Raw genomic sequence first — 18,279 nt, 5'->3', positions numbered from 1 at the left:
CTCGGGCGTCGCGATCGCGCGCCCTGTGCGTCAAATCCCCCTGCGGGTGGTGTTGCCGCAGGTCACTCCCGTACGAGGGCGATTCTCAGCGCCCTCGTACAGCGTCCATGTGGGGGCCGGTCATGCCTGCTTCGGCTTCGCGAAGGTGGCGCCGTCGATCACGAACCGGTAGCGGACGTCGGAGGCGAGGATCCGCTCGTAGGCGGTGTTGATGTCCTGCGCGTCGATCAGCTCGATGTCGGCCGTGACGTCGTGCTCGGCCGCGAAGTCGAGCATCTCCTGTGTCTCGGCGATGCCGCCGAACAGCGATCCCACGAAGGACCGGCCGTTCTGGAGGAGGGTGAAGACCTCCATCGGCATCGGCTCGGTCGTCACTCCGACGTTCACCATCGTGCCGTGCAGGCGCAGCATCCCGAGGTAGTCGGGGAGGGACACAGGTGCGCTGACGGTGTTCAGGATGATGTCGAAGGTGTTGGCCAGCTCGGTGAACGCCGAACCGTCACCGGTCACGGCGTAGTGGTCGGCGCCGAGGGCCGCGGCGGCCTCGCGCTTGCTGCCGGACTGGGACAGGACGGTCACGTCGGCGCCCATGGCCTTGGCCATCTTCACGCCGAGGTGGCCGAGCCCGCCGAGGCCGACGACCGCGACCTTGGTGCCGGGCCGGGCGCCGAACCGCTTGAGCGGAGAGTAGACGGTGATGCCGGCGCACAGCAGCGGAGCGGCGGCGGCCGGGTCGAGGGCCTCGGGAACGCGGACGACGAAGTCCTCCGGGGCGACGATCGCCTCGGAGTAGCCGCCCTGGGTGTGGGCGCCGGGCTCGGCGGGATCGGGAGCCCCGAAGACAAGGGTGTTTCCCTTGAGGCAGTACTGCTCCTGGCCTGCCTGGCAGTTCTCGCATGTGCGGCAGGAGTTGACCATGCAGCCGATGCCGACCAGGTCGCCGACCTGGTGGCGGGTGACGTCGGGACCGATCTCGGTGACCCGGCCGACGATCTCGTGGCCGGGGACGAGCGGGCTGACTGCCAGCGGGCCGAACGTACCGTCGACGTAGTTCATGTCGGAGTGGCAGATCCCGCAGTACAGGATGTCGAGCTTGACGTCGTGCGGGCCGACGTCGCGGCGCTCGATGGTGACGGGAACGAGCGGCTTGCCTGCTTCGTGGGTGCCGAACGCGTTGACGGTGGTGGGCATGATGGTTCCTTTGCTCAGGTACGAGGTGCTGTCAGGCTTCGGGGATGGCGCGGCCGTAGGCTGCGAGGGTGACGCTCGTGGGCTCGGGGCCGCCTCGTCGACCGGTCTCCAGGGCGTCGAGGGACTTCAGCTCATCCGCGGTCAGCACGAAGTCGAAGACGTCGATGTTCTCCGCGATGCGGTGGCGCTTGGTCGACTTGGGGATCACCGAGCGGCCCTGCTGGATGCCCCAGCGCAGCAGCACCTGGGCCGGGCTCTTACCGTGCACCTCGGCGATCGCGGTGACGGCCGGGTCCTCAAGGACGCTCCTGCGGTCCTCGCCATATCCCGGGTAGAAGGTGATGCCGCCGATCGGGGACCACGCCTGGTTGAGGATGCCGTGCTCGGCGGCGAAGTCGAGGACCGCGCGCTGCTGGAAGTACGGGTGGATCTCCAGCTGATTGACGGCCGGGACGACGGAGGTCGCGTCAAGCAGCGTGGTCAGGTGATCGACCATGAAGTTGCTGACGCCGATCGCCCGGACCTTGCCGTCTGCCAGGAGCCGCTCCAGGGCGCGGTAGGCGGCGAGGGTCTTGTCGAAGTCCGACGGCAGCGCCTGGTGCAGGATCAGCAGGTCGATCTGGTCCACGCCGAGCTTGGCGGCGCTCTTGTCGAAGCCGTGCAGGGTCTCGTCGTAGCCGTAGTCGCTGATCCAGATCTTCGTCTCGATGAAGATGTCGTCACGGGGCACCGCGGAGGCGCGGATGGCCTGGCCGACCTCGCGTTCGTTGCCGTACGCGGCGGCGGTGTCGATGTGGCGGTAGCCGAGTTCGAGCGCGGCCGTGACGGCGGCCCGGGTCTCGTCCGGCGGGGTCTGGAAGACACCGAGCCCGAGGGCGGGCATCTCGACGCCGTTGTTGAGGGTGAGGGTCTGCATCACAGGGACCTTTCGTGCGGGCGGGTACGTGCGGGGACGATGAGGGTGAGGGTGGCTGCGAGGGCCAGGGCGAGCAGGACGGCGGAGCCGGTCAGCGCGGCACCCGAGCGGGCTGCGATGTCGGCGGCCTCGTGTCCGGTGGAGACGGAGGCGGCCACGGCGGTCAGGACGCTCAGGCTCAGCGCACTGCCGATCTGGTGCACGGTGTTGACCAGGCCCGAGGCGGCTCCCGCGTCCGCGGGAACGACCCCGTCCACGCCGCTGGAAGTCAGCGGGGCCAGGACCAGGCCCTGGCCGGCGCCGATGAGCACCATCGGCAACGCCACGCCCGTCAGGTAGGGCGTGTGCAGGTCGAGGCGGCTGAGCCACACCATGCCCACCATGGTCAGGGCGAGCCCGGTGGTGAGCACCTGCGGCCTGCTCGCCCGCTCCAGCAGCCGCGGCACCTGGACGGCGAAGACGAAGTTGACCAGCGTCATCGGCAGGAAGGCGAGACCGGCCTGCAGCGGCGTCCAGTGGTAGACGCTCTGCACGAACTGCGCGGTGAAGAAGAAGAACCCGATCATCGCGCCCATGTAGAGCATTCGGGTGACGTAGGCGCCGCTGCGCTCCCGGCCGACGAACAACCGCAGCGGCACGATCGGCTGCGCGGCCCGGCGCTCCACCAGGACGAACAGGGCCAGCATCACCAGTCCCGCCACCAGCGGAATCAGGGTGGCCGGAGCGGTCCAGCCGATGTCGGTGGCATCCACGATGCCGAAGACCAGAGCGGTGGAGCCCGCAGTCGCCAGGAGCGCCCCGGCGACGTCGAAACGGCCGCCCTGTCGCTCGGTCTCCGGCAGGAACCGCACGGCCAGCGCCACCATCGCGATGCCGACCGGGACGTTGAGGAAGAACCCGGCCCGCCAGGAGATCAGGTCGGCGACCAGGCCGCCCACCACCAGGCCGAGAGCCGCGCCGAGCCCGGCCACCGCGCTGTAGGCGGCCATCGCCCGGTTACGGGCCCGGCCCTCGGCGAAGCTGCGGGTGAGCAGGGACAGAGCGGAGGGGGCCAGGACCGCCGCCCCGACGCCCTGCAGCGCCCGAGCTCCGATCAGCCACCACTGATTCTGTGCGGCGCCGACAAGAAGTGAGGTCAGCGCGAAGACGACCAGGGAGAACAGGAACACCCTGCGGTGTCCGAACAGGTCACCGGCCCGGGCCCCCAACAGCAGCAGGCCGCCGAAGACCAGGACGTAGGCGTTAGTGATCCAGGACAGGCCGGTCTCGGAGAACCCCATGTCGGAGCGGATCTGCGGCAGGCCGGTGAAGACGATCGAGTTGTCGAGGATGACCATGAAGTAGCTGACGCAGATGATCGTGAGGATCAGCGTCGCCCGGGCCGGGGCGGCAGGGGCTGGCGCATGCACCGCCATGGGCGGCGTGGATTCCGCTATGGCGACGTCGCCGGTCCCGTCGTACTTGGGTGCTGCGCGCACGGTGTGTCCTTCGCTTCAGGGTGAGGGCCTGGTGTCGGACTCCTGGTCCTCGGTTCTCTCCAAGAGAACCCCGCGCGGGCACAGGGGTGGGAGTCACTGGTCTTCCAGGTACTGGCAGTACCTCGCAGGTCCTCGCGGACGGACCTACGGTGAAGGTCAAGGCAGGACCGTCGTAGGTCGGGCTGGACCGCCCCACCGGGGCGCGGTCACCGGCGGCGGAGCGATTTCAGGGATCTGGACGATGGCAGACAGAGACAAGAAGAGCGTGGCCGCCGAGGTCCGCGAGTTCCTGAGCACCAGGCGTGCCCGGATCACCCCCGAGCAGGCCGGACTGCCGGTCTACGGCGGCAACCGGCGCGTTGCGGGCCTGCGCCGGGAGGAGGTCGCGCTGCTCGCGGGCATGAGCGTCGACTACTACGTCCGCCTGGAGCGCGGGAACCTCTCCGGCGCCTCGGACTCGGTACTGGAATCCCTCGCGCACGCGCTGCAACTGGACGAGGCCGAGCGCACTTACCTCTACGACCTGGCCCACGCGTCGACACCGTCGGGCCGGCGCCCCACAGCGACGACGTCCCGGGTGCGGCCCACGATCTTGCGCCTTCTCGACTCGATGGCCGATGTGCCGGCGTACGTGCGCAACGCGCGCTTCGACCTCCTGGCCGCGAACATGCTGGGGCGGGCACTGTACGCACCCCTTTTCGACTCGCCGCTGTTCGCCCAGCGCGGCCCGGCCAACGCCGCCCGCTTCATGTTCCTGGACCCTGCGAGCAAGGACTTCTGGGTCGACTGGGACAAGGGCGCTGACGACGCGGTCGCCTTCCTGCGCAACGAGACAGGCCAGGCACCCCACGACAAGGCGCTGACCGACCTGATCGGGGAGCTGACGACCAAGAGCAGCGACTTCGCCCGCCGGTGGGCCCGCCACGACGTGAAGTTCCACCGCTCCGGGGTGAAGAACCTGCACCACCCGCTGGTCGGCGATCTCGCCCTGCCCTACGAGGCGATGGAGTTGTCGGCCGATCCCGGACTTCGCCTCAACTTCTACACGCCCGAACCGGACTCCCCGGCGAGGGAGGCCCTGGACCTGCTGGCCAGTTGGGCAAGCACCGGGACCGTCGTCCCGACCGCGAACGACTGACCACCGAGCACACCCGAGGAGAACCCCTTCATGCAGTACCGACCGCTCGGCCGCACCGGTGTCCAGGTCAGCCCGCTCTGCCTGGGCGCGATGATGTTCGGCCCCTGGGGCAACGAGGACGAGGCCGACTCGATCCGGATCATCCACCGTGCCCTGGACGCGGGCATCAACTTCGTCGACACCGCGGACGTGTACTCCGCCGGCGTCTCGGAAGAGATCGTCGGCAAGGCCCTGAAGGGCCGCCGCGAGGACGTGTTCCTGGCGACCAAGTTCTTCATGCCCATGGACCAGAACGACCCCAACCAGCGAGGCGGCTCACGGCGCTGGATCATCCGCGAGGTCGAGAACTCCCTGCGCCGGCTCGACACCGACCACATCGACCTCTACCAGGTCCACCGCCCCAGCCCTGACACGGACGTCGCCGAGACCCTCGGCGCACTCTCCGACCTCGTGCACCAGGGCAAGATCCGCTACATCGGCTCCTCGTCCTACTCCGGCTCCCAGATCGTCGAGGCCCAGTGGACCTCGCGGGAGCGCCACCTGGAGCGGTTCGTGACCGAGCAGCCGCCGTACTCGATCCTGGTCCGCGGTATCGAGGAGGACGTACTGCCCACCGTGCGCCGCCACGGCATGGGCACCCTCACCTACAGCCCGCTCTCCGGCGGCTGGCTCTCCGGCCGCTACCGCAAGAACGCAACAGAGGGCCCCGCCTCCGCGGCACGCCCCGAGGCCCGCTTCGACATGAGCACCCCCGCCAACCAGCGCAAGCTCGACGCCGTCGAACAGCTCGCGCTCCTGGCGGAGAAAGCGGGTCTCACCCTGATCGAGCTGGCCGTCGCCTTCGTCATCAACCACCCCGGCGTCACCTCGGCGATCATCGGACCGCGCACCATGGACCAGTTGGAGGCGTTTCTGCCCGCCGCCGACGTCACGCTGTCGTCCGACGTGCTCGACGCCATCGACGAGATCGTCGCGCCCGGCGTCACGGTCAACCCGGTCGACAACAGCTACGGCGACTTCGAGCTGCTTGCCGACCAGCGACGCCGCTGACGCGTCCCGAGCTGGCCGGTCACGCCGGCCAGTCGCACCGACTTCCCCGCGGCCACGAAAGGCGCACCGCTGCCGGGATCCGCAGACTTTGCTCGGCTCCGGGGTCGAGTCGATCACCGGTGTATGGCCAGTACGTGGGGCGGCATGACCCGGTGGGTGACCTCACTCGGCCGGTTGTGCGGTGGCCTGGTACTGGTCTGCGGCCCAGGAGGCGAGGATGCGCAGGCCGTCGTGGGTGGTGGAGCCGGCTTCGGCGGTCCAGACGACGAGTTGCTGGTCGGGATCGGTGCTGGCGGTCAGGGTGTCCCAGTCCAGGCAGAGCTCGCCGGCGACGGGATGGTTGAGAACCTTTGTGCCCACGCTGAGGGTGGCAACATGGTGTGCGGCCCACCACTGGCGGAAGTCCTCGTCCTGTACGCACAGTTCACCGACCAAAGCGGTCAGGCGTGGATCGTCCGGATACTTCGCCGCCTCCATGCGCAATTGCGCGACCGCAGTCCGTGCGACGCTTTTCCAGTCGGCATACAGGGTGCGCATCGCCGGGTCGGTGAAAAGGATCCGCACGTAATTGCGGTGCTTTTCCGGGACGGCCGCGAAGTCGGTGATGAGTGCCGCCGCGAGGGGGTTCCAGGCGATGACGTCCATGCGGCGGCCCATCACGATGGCGGGCGTGGCGGTGAGGTCGTCCAGGACTCTGCGCAGCTGGGGCTGGACTCTCTGCCGGGCTCGGCGGCGCGGCTTCGCCGTCTCTTTCCCGGCCAGGCCGAACACGTAGCGCCGCTGGTCGTCGTCCAGCTGCAGCGCCTGGGCCACCGCCTCCAGCACCGGCGCCGAGGGAGGCAGGCGCCCCTGCTCCAGGCGGGTGTAGTAGTCCGTGGAGATCGCGGCGAGCTGAGCCACCTCTTCCCTGCGCAGTCCGGCAACGCGACGCTGCCCGCCGCTGTCAGGCAGGCCCACGGCGCGCGGGCTCAGCTCGGAGCGGCGCGCCTTGAGGAACTCGCCCAGCTCGTTCAGATGCGGTGTCGGACTCATTTCTCCAGTGTGGCAGCGGAAGGGCCCGGTGTGAGGGGGAAGGATTCTTCCCAGGATGTTTCGTTCCCAGGAACAAACCCTCCACTGCACAGGCGCGTGTGGGGGTGCAAACCTGGAATTGCGCCAGACAGGACAGCGAAAGGAAGAGCATCGTGTCGGAAAAGGAATCCGCAGCACAGCAGGCCATCGGTGACGTCGCCCCCAAGCTCGCCGACCTCACCGACCAGGTGCTCTTCGGTGACGTCTGGGAGCGCGAGGGACTTTCCCCGCGGGATCGCAGCCTGGTCACCGTCAGCGCGCTGATCGCCCTGTACCGCTCCGACCAGCTCGGCTTCCACCTCAAGCTGGCCCTGGAGAACGGGCTGACCAAGGAAGAGCTGACCGAGGCCATCACCCACCTGGCGTTCTACGCCGGCTGGCCCAACGCCATGGGCGCCGCCGCGCAGCTCAAGGCCGTCCTGGCGTCAGCCGACGCCCCCCAGGACCACTGACACACCCCCTTTACGCAGGAGCTCCCCTTTCTCATGAGCAAGGTCTTCTTTGTCACCGGTGCGGGCCGCGGCCTGGGCACCGACATCGCCCGCCAGGCCCTGGTCGCCGGCCACCAGGTCGTCGCCACCGGTCGCCGCCCCGACAGCGTGCTCAAGGCGCTCGGCGGCGAGCAGGACAACCTGCTGGTCGCCGCCCTGGACATCACCAGCGCCGACGCCGCCCAGGCGGCGGTCGATGCTGCCGTGGCCCGGTTCGGCCGCGTCGACGTGCTGATCAACAACGCCGCCACGTTCCAGGCGGGCTATTTCGAGGAGATCTCCGAGGCGCAGATGCGCGCGCAGATCGAGACGAATCTGTTCGGCCCGATGAACGTCACCCGCGCCGTCCTGCCCGTCATGCGCCAGCAGCGCGCCGGTCACATCGTCACCATCTCCTCGATCGCCGGTCTGGTCGGCCAGGAGTTCTGCGTCGCCTACGCCGCCTCCAAGTTCGGCGTCGAGGGCTGGATGGAGTCCCTGCGCTACGACGTCGAGCCGTACGGCATCCGCACCACCATCGTCGAGCCCGGCTTCTTCCGCACCGAGCTGCTGGTGGACGCCTCCACCAGCTGGGCCGAGCTGTCCATCGACGACTACGCAGAGCGCACCCGGACCACCAAGGCGATGTGGCAGTCGATGAACGGTCAGCAGGCCGGAGATCCGTCCAAGCTCGCCGACGCCCTGCTGAAGGTCATCGACCTGGACACCCCGCCGCTGCGATTCGTCGCCGGCGACGACGCCATCCCCACTGCTGAGGCCAAGGGCGCGGAGATCACCGCGCAGGCCACCGCCTCCCGCACTCTGGGCACCGGCCTCGCCCACGCTGACGCCGCCTGACGCCGCCCCAGGCACCCGATCCGCAGCAAGGAGCACCCCGTGGAATTCCGCAAGCCGCAGCCCACCGGCAAGGGCCCCGAAGACTGGTTCACCGGAGACGTCTGGTTCGACGTCATCCACGCCGGCCAGGAACCGTCCCGCATCCGCGCCAACATGGTGCGCTTCTCCCCCGGCGCCCGCACCGCCTGGCACCACCACGCCGTCGGCCAGACCCTGCACGTCGTCGCGGGCATCGCCCTGATCGGCACCCGCGACGGCACCGTCTACGCCGCCCACCCCGGCGAGACCGTCACCTGCCCGCCCGGCGAGGAGCACTGGCACGGCGCCACCGAGGACCGCTTCATGCAGCACCTCGCGTTGTGGGACGCCACCGCCCCGAATGACGACCGCCCGGAGACCACCTGGCTGGAGCACGTCACCGACGCCCAGTACCAAGCCCCCCGCACCCGCAACAGCCACTGACCCCGTCCCCACGATGAGGAGCATCCGATCATGACCGCGACGATGACCGCCCTCTTCGGCGGCACCGGACCCCACTGGACCCGACGCCAGGTCGCCGTCCCCCAGCCGGGCCCCGGTCAGATCGTGGTGCGAGCACACGCCGTGGCACTCAACAACGCCGACGCCGCCATGCTGGAAGCTGCCGACCCCACCGCGGGCGGCAGCGGCAAGGAGTACCAGGCGGGCTACGAGTTCGCGGGACAAGTCACCGCCGTCGGCGACGGCGTCGACACCACCGCCGTGGGCCAGCGCGTGACGGGCACCGCCCCCGAGAGCTTCGCCCAGTACGTGCTGGCCGACCACCGGCACGTCCTGCCCATCCCCGACGGCCTCGATGACACCGAAGCCTGCGCGCTGCCCACCGGCCTGCTCACCGAGCACGGTGCCCTCATGACCGGCGGCTTCCGCCCCAGCCAGTCGGTGCTGATCACCGGCGCCACTTCCAGCATCGGCCTCATCGGCCTGCAGATCGTCCGCGCCCTGGGCGCAGGCCAGATCATCGCCACCACCCGCAGCGCCGCCAAGCACGACCTGCTCAAGCAGGCCGGAGCCGACACCGTCGTCATCACCAGCGAACACGACCTCACCCAGTCGGTACTCGACGCTACCGCTGGCGAGGGCGTCGACCTAGTCCTGGATCACGTCGGCGGCCAGACCTTCTCCGCCTGCATGCCCGCCACCGCAGTGGACGGCACCGTGGTCAACATCGGTCGCCTCGACCAGGCCGCCGCCGCCATCGACCTCGACGCCCTGTCCTACCGGCACCTGCACGTGCATGGCGTGTCCTTCGGCTTCACCCGCGCCGCAGAACTCGGCGCCGTCATTGCAGCCGCCGGCCAAGACCTGCTGCCCGCCGTCACCGACGGACGGGTACGCCCCCTCATCGACAGCACCCTGAGCTTCGATTCCGCCGACCAAGCCGTCACCCGGCTCCGCTCCCACCGAGCCCTCGGCAAGATCGTCCTCACCGTCCCCTGACCCGAAACGATCAGCGTCGGACCGACACACAGCACCTGTGAGACATTACGTATCGGAGATACTCTGCGAGTCAAACCGTCTCATAGATGTCGAGTGACGTCGTCGGAGGCGCCGCGCCGCCACACAGCCAAGGAAGCAGGTGTCGGCTGAGCCAGGCCAAGATGCCCCCCGTCACAGCGGGACGGCCACGGCAGAGCTTCTGGGCGCGGACCTGGGGCGGTCACCCATGCCGCGGTCGCCGAACGCTCCAGTGACGGCCGGGCCACGGTCTACCCCCACTGGCCGCGGCAGCATCTCCTTCCCTGCCACAGTCTGACCCGCTCCGACGGCAGCAGGCGGGGCGTCGACACATTCGCCACGGCGAAGCCCGGGAGCGCCTTCCCGCTCGCTAGAGATTCGTGCCGGTGTCGCCCTCATCGTTCAAAGAGTCCCGCTGCTTCCTCTCGCCCGGAGCAGAGAGGTCTTCTTGCTCGTCCAGCAGTTCCAGGAGCGCAGCGTCTGCCTTCTGCCTGTCTTCTTTCGTCAGTTCAAGAGGTGCGTTGCTGTAGACGGTGTACCGGTCGGGATCAATGATGTTGGCGGCCCTCAAGGTGAACGTCAGAAGGGTGCGCCATCCCTTGCGGTGGCCGACCCTCGCCTGAAGCTGGACCTTGTAGTCACGGGGCTCCGGAACGAATCCGGAAAACGGTGCCTCGAACTCGATGAGGAGTTGCTGCGCTTCTCTGCCGGCCACGGCGAATCCGGCTGGCAACTTCGGCTCGTCCTCCGGTCCGGGTTGGAGACGAGACGGTGAAGACATCCACAGAAGTGGCAGATGAGAGAGGGGCTCATCAGGGAAGGTCAACCTGAGATCCTGCACGACTATCGGCTTGGCACCGGTGTTGTGAAGGACGAGCGGAAGCCGCAGGCGAGCCATGGAGCAGTGGATAATCGCGGCAAAGGAATGAGGCTCCCAGGACTTCAGGTGCCCTTGCCTGGCGTTGATCCACCAGAAGGATGCGACGGTAAAGATCAACGCGCAAACCGATACAACGCCGGCGCCAGGAATCGATGGAAACGCATCCTGAACTGCAGCGGCCATCAGTGGAAGCACAAATTCAGTGTGCCAGCCCCCAGGGTGCGCACGCTAACAGAACTTGGTGACGCGGGGCCCGAGCGGCCCAGCCTCTTGGTGCGGAGCATCTGGATTCCTTCATTTTTCGGCGATGAGGTGCGTCAGCCAAGCGTCCCAGTCGATGTGCCCGGGCTCGGCCCCCCTGGGCACCACGGCCTCCGTTTCCTGCAGGAACGTCTTGATTTCCCGCACCGGAACTTTGAGCAAGGCCGTGCCATCTGGCGGATTGAGAAGGATGCACAAGTCGCTGACATCATGCTCCTCGGCGGGCCATACGCGTATGTCCCCCTCGCCGGCGGGGCCCTCCAGACCATCGGCCAGAAGATCTCGCCCGATGATCCACTCCACCGTCTCGCCGCTGCCGACAACGGTGAATGCGGCGCGGACAGCCCAGGGATCGCTGGGCTCGTACTGCAGGCTCACGCTCATAGAAAGGGACATCTCATGCGAGACGACGAGCTGTACAGGTAGCCCCCGAATCACGGTTTTCAACGACTTCATTGCTCTCACTCTTGGTGCCGAGTCATACGGGGAGGGCCATCGGAAGTTCTGTCGCTGGAACAAACGAGGCCTGAACAGGGAGGCGGTACTACGTCGACCAGTGCGGGATGCCACCGACATCAGTTGCCTGACGAAGGCGACCTTCGTGTCAACGACCGGCGCTGTAGCAGTCGCCGCTGTACCGGCTCCCCTCGTCACGGTCCTCGCCGTGACGCCGGTCGTGGCGACCCTCCAACAGGTAGCTGATGCCGTGGTCCCAGCGGTAGTCGATGAAGCGGACCCGGCGGTAGTCGGCGTCGCAGCCTGCGCGGTCCCAGCCGTAGTCGTGGTCGCCACCCCAGCGATGGTCGTTGGTCTCGACGCTGACGGCCGGGGGCTGCGCATGTTCGGGCGTCGCCGTCGCAGCCGACGCAGTACTCCCGGCAGCAAGAACGGCTCCGCCGGCCACCGCCAGGGAGGCGATGGCGACGGTCATGCGCTTCGCGCGGTTACTCACAGGTTTTCCCCTTCGCCTCAGAGCGCTCCGCCAGTGCAACGGGTGCTCAGGTCACTGATGCAATTCGCGGGCAGCATTCGAATGCAGCAGCGCAGGCCGCTCTGCTTCCTGCGCGTCGGTCGGCTCGGTACTGCGTCACCAGACGCGAGAGAGGTGCCGATGCGTTGATACCCCGGGTTCCATACGCCGTACGGAACCCCTTCACAGTAATACCATACGTTGTATGGAAAGTGGAAGGATACCGTCTGGCGGGGCGAGACTCGCCTATCCCCCGTGATGACGGCGCGGCGGCGCCGGAACCCGGGCGTCGTGCCGGGCGACACTCCGCATGGCGAACTGGATCGCCGAACGTAACCCGCGCATTGCCCGAGGGCGGCCGTTACGAAATGTCCCGGCCCATCACGTGGTCAACGGCAGGTCGAGGACTTGTCCATTGCGAAGATCGCTCCTGAGCGGTCTTCACCCATCTGCTCGACCTGCGGCTGAGGCTGTCGCTACCGCTGGGAGCTCCAACTGAGAGACCGCGAGAGCCCACGACTTACCGAGTACAGCTTCCGGGTTCGCATCGACCGCTGGCGCCGGTGACGCGTCTTTCTGCTCGGCGACGCGGCCCATCTGCCTGGTCACGCGCCGCATCGTGTTGACGCAGGACTGGGCCATGAGCCGATGGGCATCGGCCGTCAGCCCGCCGTCAGTTCCGTCAGCGGCAGCGTGTGCTGGGTGTGGACCACCTTGGTACGCAGGTAGCCGACGTTGTGGGCCGTGGGGAAGACGCCCGTGGGAACGTGCTGGGTCACCGTAAGGCCCAGGGTGCGCAGCTGGGCCGCCTTGTCCGGGTTGTTGGACAGCAGGTCCAGCTCAAAGATGCCGAGGGCGGCGAGTATCTGCGCGGCGGCGGTGTAGTCGCGGGCGTCCTCGGGGAGGCCGAGGGCCGCGTTGGCCTCGTAGGTGTCGAGGCCCTGGTCCTGGAGGGCGTAGGCGTCGAGCTTGTTGTACAGGCCGATGCCGCGCCCCTCCTGGCGCAGGTAGAGCAGGACGCCTCCGCGGTCGGCGATGCGCTCGACAGCCTCGCGCAACTGGGGGCCGCAGTCGCAGCGGGCCGAGCCGAAGACATCACCGGTCAAGCACTCGGAGTGCAATCGCACCAGCGGGGGCCGGCCGGCGGCGGGTTCGCCGAGAATGACGGCCACGTGTTCCTGCCCGTCGGCGAGGTGGTGGAAGGTGGCGAGGTCGGCGGTCACCATATAGCCGTCGCCGAAACGGAGCGGGACCGTCACGCGGGTGCGCACCGTGGCTGCCGACAGGCCTGTCGGATTCCTGCTGTCGCTGGATGCGGTGGCGTTGCGTGAGTCGCGCATGTCGGTCTGCTTCTCCGGGGCGGGCGGCGGTTGCGGGTGTTGGTCGCGCTATGGGCCGACTCCGTCGCCGGGGCGGCCCATCGCGCTCGGTCGACTCGTCAGGGAACGAGGATGAGGCGGATCGGATCGCCGATCTTGTGCTCCAGGCGGTGGATCGCCTCGGGGGCGTCGGCCAGGGAGATGTGGTCGGTGATGGACGGGGCCAGGTCGAGACGGCCGCTGCCGGCCAACCGGATCAGCTCGTAGACGTGGTCGAACGAGGATCCGTAGTGTCCGTACACCTTCTTGTTCTTCAGGTTGAAGGTCATCTTCTCCGAGATCGTCAGCGGCTCGGTGGTGATACCCACCAGGACGAGCGAACCGTGGTCACCGAGGAGAGGCGACGCCTGCTCCCGGACCCGGGGAACGCCCGCGAAGTCGAAGGCGTAGTCCAGGCCCAGGCCGTCGGTGGCCCGCAGCACGGCCTCGGCGAAACCGGGGTCGGTCGGGTCGAGCGCGATGTCGGCGCCGAACGCGAGGGCTCGCGCACGCGCATTGGGCAGCGGGTCGACGGCGATGATCGGCGTGGCACCCATCGTGCGGGCCAGCCGGACGGCATGGGCACCCACCCCGCCGACTCCCCAGATGCCCACGGACTGGGCGGAACGCACCTGCACCGTGTCGACCAGGGCCGCGTACGAGGTGGAAACGGCGTCCGGGATGATCGCCGCCTGGTCGAAGGGAAGTGTGTCGGGGATGGGGACGACGGTGTCCTCACGGGCGATCGTGTACTGGGACCAGCCACCGTCGTAGTCGACGCCGCGACCGCGGAACGACGTGCACGTGCCGCCCCTGACGCAGGTGGCGCACTCGCGGCACGGCTGTCCCGCCTGCAGGGCGACCCGTGTGCCGACGGCCAGGTTGCGCTTGAGGCCGGGGCCCAGGGAATGGATGACACCGGAGATCTCGTGCCCGAGGGTGAGCACGTTGGAGTTCAGGTGCAGCGGCGTGATGCTTCCGTCGATGAGGTGGAGGTCGGAGAGGCACACGCCCGCCGCCTTCACTTCGATCAGTACTTCGCCCGGCCCGGGTACGGGGACCGGGATCTCCTCCATGACGAACTTCTTCGTGTCCAGGTGGACGCGTCCTGCCAGCATGGTGTCCATCGTTTTGGGCCTTCTCAGGTAGTGGTTGCTGATTTGGAGTGCTGCAGCGGTCCCTGGGACCACAAAGGGGTGAGGGGCGCTGAGAGGGGCCGGGCGATGGGGGGGCGTCAGCCGATACGCGGCCGGGCCACGTCTGCCCCTGGCGGGCTGGTGCGGGGTCGGCCGAACAGCACGCCTGTCCGTCCGGCCGACCCCGTCGGTGCCCCATATCGCCGGCATCGCCGCTCGGCGACTATGGGGCAGCCTGTGCAACCCGGTTCTGCGCGAGGACAGCGCGCTGGAACAGGGCATGGGCTCGGGATGTCTGGCGGAATGCGAGGTTCTGCAGCGCCAGTTGGAGCCCCCGCTCGGCATCGGCCCCCACGGTGAGCCAGAAGTCGGCCGCGTGGTCGGCGTAGGCCTCCGGGTGACGCAACACCAGTTCGTCGTAACCGGCTGCCGCGCGCTCGCGCCACTGGTTCGCCTCCTGAAGCCTGTCGCATGCGTGCAACGCGGCCGCGAGGTGGCCGGCGTACTCGGGGTCGTCGCTGGACCGGGTGAGGGGACGCAGGAGGGCGACGGCGCCGTGAGGGTCTCCGCGCAGCAGCTCGACCTCGGCCAGGTGGCCCAGTGCCGGCGCGTAGTCGGGCACCCGGCGCCGGGCGGCCTCGTAGCACGAGCGGGCCGCATCGAGATCGCCCTCGCGGTGCCACATCACACCGCGTCGGAAGTCCAACTGGGCGAGCGGAAACGGCGAGGTCCCCTGATAGTGGCGCCGCGCCTCGCCGAACAGCCGCTCCGCCTCGGTGACCTCCCCGCGCTCGGCCTGGAGTACGGCGAGCGAGCCGAGCGTCGTGAACTCGCTCTGCCGCTCCGCCGCTTTGCGGATCAGGGCCGTGGCCTCCGCGTAGCAGCCGAGGGCCTGCAGAACGACGGCTCGCTCCGCGTCCAGTGTGGCCTCGTCCGCGCCGCCCCGGCCCGCCGCGCCGAGGTCGGCAACGGCCTCGGCGAAGCGGTGCAGGGTCGCCCGCGTCCTGGCGCGGGCAAGCAGGGCCGCGCCGTCCTCGGGTGCGCCGTGCACGAGCCGCTCAGCGAGGTCCGCGGCTTGCTCGTAGTCGGCGACGCGACCCAGGATGTGGCCTCGGAGGTTGAGGAGGTCGACCAGGGCCGCTCCTTGCGCCACCGCCAACGGAGCCCCCGGCGTCTCCCCGGTACCCGTACGGCTGAGCCGGACGGCCAGGCCGTCGATCTGCCCGTGCAGATTCGTTACGGCGATGGTGCCGTTCGTCGTGACCGGCTCCCGCTCCTGGGGAGACGCCCCGGTCATGCCGCTTCCTCGCGGGGAGGCATCTGCGCGGCCAGGCGGGCACCCAGGTCCGGCGGGGTCGGGTTGGGAGCGTTCAGGTAGGGGAAGGTGTCGGTGGCCGGCTGAGTGGGCTGGTCGACGCCGTCACTGATGCGCTCGCCGTCGATGCCGCCCACCAGCAGCGTGTAGAGGGTGTCCACGATGTCGTCGTTGAGCGACCGGCCACCGCAGGTCGTGTGCGGGCGGCCGGCGAGCAGGGCGGTCTCGATCTCGAAACAGCCGTCCTCGGAGAAGGGCTTGGACAGGTCGACGACGAGGAAGTCCGCCAGCAGCAGTTCGGTCAGCGGGTGAGCACCCTGCTCGTCCAGCGGCCAAGCGGTCTTGCCGTCCAGGCCGTCGTAGAAGGCCAGGTTGGCGTTGAGTCGTGCGCGGTAGGTGCTCGCATAGTCGGGCCGCACGCTGAAGGCGTCCTCCTCGTTGAAGAGGTCGCGGATCTCCAGATCGCTGTTGACGGTGTCGAAGTTCTTGGGCGACATGACCACGTTCTTGATCTCCGGCCGGCCCATGCGCTCCAGCCTGACCGGGCGTCCACCACCGGAAGTCAGGGTCTCGCCGACGACCGCCACCAGCGAGCCGGCGGCCGGGCCGAGCACCGCGGCGTCGATTTCGAGCACGATGCTCAGCGCGTTCAGGCCCTCCAGAACGTTGCTGGCATCAGACCGGAAGGCCAGCTTCCCCGTCGCCTCGGTGGCGATCACGCCCACGAAGTCGATGAAGAACGGGTCGAGCCGCGACCCGGCGAAGATCTTCAGTCCCTCGGCCTCGGTGGGCACCTCGTTGCCGACCTGGAAGGAGACCTTCCGGCCGCCGGGCGCCTGGCACGTGCCCGCCTGCACCAGGGTGTCCGTACCGCCGACCTTCTGGGGGGCGTCGAAGGTGAAGTCGAAGAGGTACTCGTCCTCGCCGACATTGAACGCCGCAGCGGCGCCCTCGCTCACGCAGGTGATCGGCCGGACGCGGAAACGGTGGGTGATCACGTCGGAGAACAGGGCCGTAGGGGCCGAGGCCGGGAGCACGTTGAGGATGAGCACCAGGTTCCCCGGCCGCTCCGGGCTCGGGAAGGCGTATACGTCGCAGATGTCGGATGCAGGGTCCGCGATGGCACGCGGCCCGGAGAAGTGGTCAGCCATGAGAAACGCTCCTTGTCGTGTTGTTTGTGAGAGATGTCAGGTGTCGAGGTCGGCGATCCAGCGCAGCGCCGACAGTCCAGGCATGAAGCAGTACTCGCCACCCCGGTTGACGACGAACGGCGGTAGCCCCTTGAAGCGGCGGCGGATCGGCTGGCGCGGGACGGTGAACCCGCCGTCGTCGTTCACGCCGATCAGCGGGTCCTTTTCCGCGGGCGCCCCGATGAACTTGCCGTCGTTCACCCACTGCCTCTGGACGAACTCGAACTGCCGGTCCAGGTGCGCTCCGACAAAGGCGAACATGATGCCGCGGTCGGCGCCGTCGTCCTCCCGCACTCCCTTGGGCAGCGGCGGGCCGTAGGTCGTACCGCGCCGGATCATGCGGTGCAGGCGCACCTCGCCGGTGACGACCGCGTCCCGCGGGTTCATCCGCCGGGCGTGGGCGCCCACGGGGCACTTGAGGCCCTGCGGGTCGTCGCCGTACAGATACGCGTTGTTGCGCTTGGGATCGGCACCGAGTTCCGGATCGTCCTTGTCCGGCGTCAGTGCCAGCGGGGCGCCACTGGGCCAGCGGCCGACGAACTTGGCCGCCAGCAACTCCTCATCGGCGGGGTCGGTGGCGCGCTCGTGGAGGTACTGACGGAAGTCGGCCACTCGCGTGTGCAGCTTGCGGAAGGCCACGTACGTTCCGTTGCGCCCGAGCACCTCGGGCTGCGGAACGGGTGCGATGCCGTGGGTCTCGTCCACGTATCCGGTGATGAACTCGCCTGCCCTGAGCGGCTCTTCGTACGGATTGGTACCGGGGATGCCCGTGCCCTCGATCGCCGGCTGACCGATGCCGTCCCGGAACCCGAACGGTTCCTTCTCGTCCGGTCCGACGTGCACGTCCTGCTGCCAGATGGCAACGACACCGGGCAGATCACGCAGGGCGTCGCGGACCAGGAGGACGACCGTCTCCAGGCGGGCGGCATCCGGGGCGAGTCCGCCCAGGATGAGGTGCACGTCCTTCGAACCGAGCGGGCCCTCCCAGTTCTCCGGCGCGCTTTCCCCGACGTCCCCGATGTACTCCGCCCGCGCGGCCATGCCCTCCCGGAACTCCTCCGGGAAGGTGGCCAGCGACTCCTCGGGCACCCCCAAGGCCTTCAGGCCCTGGAAGCTGAGTGCCACCGCGAGCGAGACCTGACGCTCGGGGTCGAACGCGGCGACCGAGTCGAGGGCGGGGGTGAGCCGCCGCAGCAGCTCGCGCCCCTGCCGCCGGTCGTCGATGCGCAGGGCGAGGTAGGCGCCCGCGTAGGGCGTCGGCCGTGGCTCCAGAGCGGCGGCCTGGACGTCGTCGAGCTCCAGGGCGTTGCCCTTCTCGATGCTCATGATGCCTTCCAGAACTGTCTTGCGTGGACGGAGTCGTCACGCGGATCGTGGAGGGGGCGGGGGCGCCGCCCCTCCTCGGGGGGGGTGGGGTTGCCGCCCCCCTTTCCGGGGGTGTGGGTCAGCTGGCGGCCTGGGCGAGCAGCGGCTTGAGGGCCGGGTGCTGGAGGGCTTCCT

At 68.8% G+C, this 18,279-nt stretch carries 18 protein-coding genes; 6 read left to right on the top strand and 12 right to left on the bottom strand.

Features of this window, described 5'->3' with window-relative positions:
• Positions 1-120: 120 nt before the first annotated feature.
• Genes ABT114_RS40885 through ABT114_RS40875 form a run of 3 tightly spaced genes read right to left on the bottom strand, consistent with a single transcriptional unit; the run spans position 121 to position 3,585 of the window.
• Positions 121-1,191 (bottom strand): NAD(P)-dependent alcohol dehydrogenase, encoded by a 1,071-nt coding sequence (locus tag ABT114_RS40885; protein ID WP_351149543.1) that lies wholly within the window; start codon positions 1,189-1,191, stop codon positions 121-123.
• Between the two features lie 31 nt (positions 1,192-1,222).
• Complete coding sequence (locus ABT114_RS40880; protein ID WP_351149540.1) at positions 1,223-2,107, bottom strand: aldo/keto reductase; 885 nt, start codon at positions 2,105-2,107, stop codon at positions 1,223-1,225.
• Complete coding sequence (locus tag ABT114_RS40875) at positions 2,107-3,585, bottom strand: MFS transporter (RefSeq protein ID WP_351149538.1); 1,479 nt, start codon at positions 3,583-3,585, stop codon at positions 2,107-2,109. Before ABT114_RS40875 ends, ABT114_RS40880 begins: the two co-directional genes overlap by 1 nt.
• 241 nt (positions 3,586-3,826) lie before the next feature.
• Here ABT114_RS40875 and ABT114_RS40870 point away from each other — a divergent pair, with 241 nt between their 5' ends.
• Both ABT114_RS40870 and ABT114_RS40865 read left to right on the top strand, forming a co-directional pair.
• On the top strand, positions 3,827-4,723 hold the full coding sequence (locus tag ABT114_RS40870; protein WP_351149535.1) for a helix-turn-helix transcriptional regulator: 897 nt from the start codon (positions 3,827-3,829) through the stop codon (positions 4,721-4,723).
• A gap of 30 nt (positions 4,724-4,753) precedes the next feature.
• Positions 4,754-5,773 carry an aldo/keto reductase gene (locus ABT114_RS40865; RefSeq protein WP_351149533.1) on the top strand — a complete coding sequence of 340 codons (1,020 nt, stop codon included), beginning with the start codon at positions 4,754-4,756 and terminating at the stop codon, positions 5,771-5,773.
• 162 nt (positions 5,774-5,935) lie between these two features.
• On the opposite strand, the gene ABT114_RS40860 is transcribed toward ABT114_RS40865, so the two are convergent.
• The gene (locus ABT114_RS40860) at positions 5,936-6,805 is read right to left on the bottom strand and encodes a helix-turn-helix domain-containing protein (RefSeq protein ID WP_351149531.1); all 870 of its coding nucleotides are present in this window, start codon (positions 6,803-6,805) and stop codon (positions 5,936-5,938) included.
• A gap of 152 nt (positions 6,806-6,957) precedes the next feature.
• On the opposite strand from ABT114_RS40860, the gene ABT114_RS40855 reads away from it, so the two are divergent.
• The 4 genes from ABT114_RS40855 to ABT114_RS40840 are packed head-to-tail and all read left to right on the top strand — an operon-like array spanning position 6,958 to position 9,651.
• Positions 6,958-7,296 carry a carboxymuconolactone decarboxylase family protein gene (locus ABT114_RS40855; protein ID WP_351149528.1) on the top strand — a complete coding sequence of 113 codons (339 nt, stop codon included), beginning with the start codon at positions 6,958-6,960 and terminating at the stop codon, positions 7,294-7,296.
• 33 nt (positions 7,297-7,329) lie between these two features.
• Positions 7,330-8,172, top strand: coding sequence for an SDR family oxidoreductase (locus ABT114_RS40850; RefSeq protein ID WP_351149526.1), 843 nt, complete (start codon positions 7,330-7,332; stop codon positions 8,170-8,172).
• A 39-nt stretch (positions 8,173-8,211) separates the two neighbouring features.
• Entirely contained in the window at positions 8,212-8,634 is a 423-nt protein-coding gene (locus ABT114_RS40845) for a (R)-mandelonitrile lyase (protein ID WP_351149524.1), read from the top strand.
• Between the two features lie 30 nt (positions 8,635-8,664).
• On the top strand, positions 8,665-9,651 hold the full coding sequence (locus ABT114_RS40840) for a quinone oxidoreductase family protein (protein WP_351149521.1): 987 nt from the start codon (positions 8,665-8,667) through the stop codon (positions 9,649-9,651).
• 388 nt (positions 9,652-10,039) lie between these two features.
• Here ABT114_RS40840 and ABT114_RS40835 read toward each other — a convergent pair whose 3' ends face one another.
• The 8 genes from ABT114_RS40835 to ABT114_RS40800 form a co-directional block, all read right to left on the bottom strand.
• Positions 10,040-10,732 (bottom strand): hypothetical protein, encoded by a 693-nt coding sequence (locus tag ABT114_RS40835; RefSeq protein WP_351149518.1) that lies wholly within the window; start codon positions 10,730-10,732, stop codon positions 10,040-10,042.
• 111 nt (positions 10,733-10,843) lie between these two features.
• Positions 10,844-11,266, bottom strand: a complete 423-nt coding sequence (locus ABT114_RS40830) for an SsgA family sporulation/cell division regulator (RefSeq protein WP_351149516.1) — start codon at positions 11,264-11,266, stop codon at positions 10,844-10,846.
• Positions 11,267-11,414: 148 nt separating this feature from the next.
• Complete coding sequence (locus ABT114_RS40825; RefSeq protein WP_351149513.1) at positions 11,415-11,762, bottom strand: hypothetical protein; 348 nt, start codon at positions 11,760-11,762, stop codon at positions 11,415-11,417.
• A 680-nt stretch (positions 11,763-12,442) separates the two neighbouring features.
• Positions 12,443-13,120, bottom strand: a complete 678-nt coding sequence (locus tag ABT114_RS40820; RefSeq protein ID WP_351149510.1) for a GTP cyclohydrolase II — start codon at positions 13,118-13,120, stop codon at positions 12,443-12,445.
• A gap of 98 nt (positions 13,121-13,218) precedes the next feature.
• Positions 13,219-14,265 carry a zinc-binding dehydrogenase gene (locus tag ABT114_RS40815; RefSeq protein ID WP_351149508.1) on the bottom strand — a complete coding sequence of 349 codons (1,047 nt, stop codon included), beginning with the start codon at positions 14,263-14,265 and terminating at the stop codon, positions 13,219-13,221.
• 232 nt (positions 14,266-14,497) lie between these two features.
• The gene (locus tag ABT114_RS40810) at positions 14,498-15,571 is read right to left on the bottom strand and encodes a tetratricopeptide repeat protein (RefSeq protein WP_351149505.1); all 1,074 of its coding nucleotides are present in this window, start codon (positions 15,569-15,571) and stop codon (positions 14,498-14,500) included.
• Positions 15,568-16,740 (bottom strand): DUF4331 family protein, encoded by a 1,173-nt coding sequence (locus ABT114_RS40805; protein ID WP_351149502.1) that lies wholly within the window; start codon positions 16,738-16,740, stop codon positions 15,568-15,570. Before ABT114_RS40805 ends, ABT114_RS40810 begins: the two co-directional genes overlap by 4 nt.
• A gap of 36 nt (positions 16,741-16,776) precedes the next feature.
• On the bottom strand, positions 16,777-18,105 hold the full coding sequence (locus ABT114_RS40800) for a Dyp-type peroxidase (RefSeq protein WP_351149499.1): 1,329 nt from the start codon (positions 18,103-18,105) through the stop codon (positions 16,777-16,779).
• Positions 18,106-18,279 lie beyond the last annotated feature (174 nt).

Source organism: Streptomyces sp. NPDC002088 (assembly GCF_040296605.1).
Classification (GTDB): Bacteria; Actinomycetota; Actinomycetes; order Streptomycetales; family Streptomycetaceae; genus Streptomyces.
This window is presented reverse-complemented; position numbering and strand designations above follow the sequence as displayed.